General features: G+C 65.3%; 2 protein-coding genes. One reads left to right on the top strand and one right to left on the bottom strand.

The features are described 5' to 3' along the window. Positions 1–1,781, top strand: a 1,781-nt coding sequence (gene metE / locus WBF82_RS05865) for a 5-methyltetrahydropteroyltriglutamate--homocysteine S-methyltransferase (protein ID WP_424382138.1), incomplete at its 5' end; no start/stop codon positions are given. Between the two features lie 134 nt (positions 1,782–1,915). On the opposite strand, the gene WBF82_RS05860 is transcribed toward metE, so the two are convergent. Continuing rightward, positions 1,916–2,704, bottom strand: a 789-nt coding sequence (locus WBF82_RS05860; RefSeq protein WP_424382137.1) for a DUF3556 domain-containing protein, incomplete at its 5' end; no start/stop codon positions are given.

Raw genomic sequence — 2,704 nt, 5'->3', positions numbered from 1 at the left:
TGAGCAAGGCGGTCGATGGCGCGGGCGCACCAGTGCAGCGGCTCGACGAGCTGGTTCCGCTTTACTCCGAGCTGCTTTCGCTACTGGCCGACAACGGCGCCGAGTGGGTGCAACTTGACGAACCGGTCCTGGTGACCGACATCCACCCCGACGCCGCCGCGCTGGCGGAAAAGGTGTACAACACACTGGGATCGGTGCAGAAGCGGCCCGCGATCTACGTGGCCACCTACTTCGGTGACCCTGGCAGCGCGCTGCCCGCGCTTGCCCGCACACCTGTCGAGGCGATCGGCGTGGACCTGGTCCGCGGCGCCGACACCGCAGTCGCGTCCGTTCCTGGGCTGGAAAACAAAACCCTGGTGGCCGGAATCGTCAACGGGCGCAACGTCTGGCGCACCGACCTGGAGTCGGCGCTGAGCAAGTTGGCCAGCCTGCTGGGAAGCGTGGCTGCCGTGGCAGTTTCTACGTCGTGCTCGACGCTGCACGTGCCGTATTCGCTGGAACCGGAAGCCGATCTGGACGACGCACTGCGCAGCTGGCTGGCCTTCGGCGCCGAAAAGGTGCACGAGGTGGCCACTTTGGCACGCACGCTACGCGGGGACCTTGGAGGCCGAGCCTCCGTGGCCGACGAGCTCGAGGCCTCCAATGCCGCAGTGAAGTCCCGTCGCTCAGATCAGCGGCTGCACAACAACCAGGTGCGGGCCCGCATCGACTCGATCACCAAGTCGGGCAACGAACGCGGGCCCGCCGCCGAGCGCCGTGAGGCACAGAATGCGCGGCTGCATCTGCCGCCGCTGCCGACCACCACGATCGGCTCCTACCCTCAGACCTCGGCGATCCGCAAAGCCCGCGCGGCACTGCGCGCGGGAGAGATCGACCAGGCCGAGTACGAGCGTCGGATGAAGCAGGAGATCGCCGACGTCATCAAGCTACAAGAGGACCTCGGCCTCGATGTGCTGGTGCACGGCGAGCCGGAGCGCAACGACATGGTGCAGTACTTCGCCGAACAGCTGGACGGCTTCTTCGCCACCCAGAACGGCTGGGTGCAGTCCTACGGCAGCCGCTGCGTTCGTCCGCCGATCCTGTACGGCGATGTCGCCCGGCCTCAACCGATGACGGTGGACTGGATTACCTACGCGCAGTCGCTGACCGATAAGCCGGTCAAGGGCATGCTCACCGGTCCGGTGACCATCTTGGCGTGGTCGTTCGTCCGTGACGACCAGCCGCTGGCCGACACCGCCAACCAAGTGGCGCTTGCCATTCGGGACGAGACCGTGGACCTGCAGTCCGCTGGCATCGCCGTGATCCAGGTCGACGAACCCGCGCTGCGGGAGCTGCTGCCATTGCGCGACGCGGCTAAGCAGGCGTACCTGGACTGGGCGGTCGGTTCATTCCGGTTGGCGACCTCGGGCGTGGCTGACTCGACGCAGATCCACACCCACCTGTGCTACTCCGAGTTCGGCGAAGTGATCGGCGCGATTGCCGATCTGGATGCCGACGTCACGTCCATCGAGGCGGCCCGCTCGCACATGGAGGTGCTCGACGACTTGAACTCGGTCGGCTTCTCCAACAGCGTGGGGCCGGGTGTCTACGACATCCACTCGCCGCGAGTGCCGAGCACGGGCGAGATCGCCAAGTCACTGCGAGCGGCGCTGAAAGCCGTTCCCGCCGAACGGTTGTGGGTCAACCCCGACTGTGGCCTGAAAACCCGCAATCCCGAGGAAGTCTCGGCGTCGCTGACCAATCTGGTCGCCGCGACCAAGGAAGTGCGGGCCAGCGCTTAACAGTCTGCGTTCATCGAGTGTGAAACTGCTGCGGAAAATTCGCTGAAATCTCGCAGCAGTTTCACACTCGGCGCACTAGAACATCGCCAGCCACGCGGTGACGTTGCTGGGTCAGGCCGGTTATCGGCTAGTTGTCAGCTGTCGCTAGCCGCCCGGCGTGCCTCGGCGAGTAAATGCACCGGCACGTCGTCGGCCCAGGGCTGGCGGGTCACCATGTCCGCGACACATACGTAGCCACGCTCGAATTCGCCGGTGGCCGCGTCGACCAACCGATACTGCTGCGTCTGCCGGTGGATCGGCTGGGCGTCGAGCATCACCACCCGCACCTCGCCCGGCTCGAAGTGGCAGCGCTTGTGCAGGGCCGCGACCAACTGCTCGTTGCTGAAATGCCCGTCGCCGAAATTCCAGCCGATCGCGGTGCTGGTGATCCGCTCGCCGTCGGTGAGGACGTAGTCGTCCTCGTTCTGATCAGCCATCGCGCGGTGTGCCAACGTGAACAAGGCCCGGCCGTGAGTGTTGAAGGCGCGGAACGCATATCCCATGTACATCGGGATCTGCGCGGCCTCCTTGCTGCCGTAGAACTTCTCGAGCTGCGCGGCGGGCATGCTGGCGATCGCCACGATGCCCTTGATGATTTTTTGATCGGCCGAAGGTTTGATGCACCACAGCGTGGTGTCCCAGTTGCCCGCGTAGTAGCGCATGCCCGGCAGGAAAGACACCTTGCGGGGGAACAGGTTTCCGAGCACCACCGTGGCCGCGACGACGGCCAACAGCACCAGCGGCAGCGGTGTGGTCAGGTCGCTCAACCCGACCGAGGCCTGGCCGACGAACAGCGCCAGCACGGAAAACATCATGAAGACGTTCCACTCCAGCGGCACGCCCATCGGGATCGACGACAGGATGCCAAAGTGGAAGCACAGCAT

This window comes from Mycobacterium sp., assembly GCF_049673265.1.
Classification (GTDB): Bacteria; Actinomycetota; Actinomycetes; order Mycobacteriales; family Mycobacteriaceae; genus Mycobacterium.
This window is presented reverse-complemented; position numbering and strand designations above follow the sequence as displayed.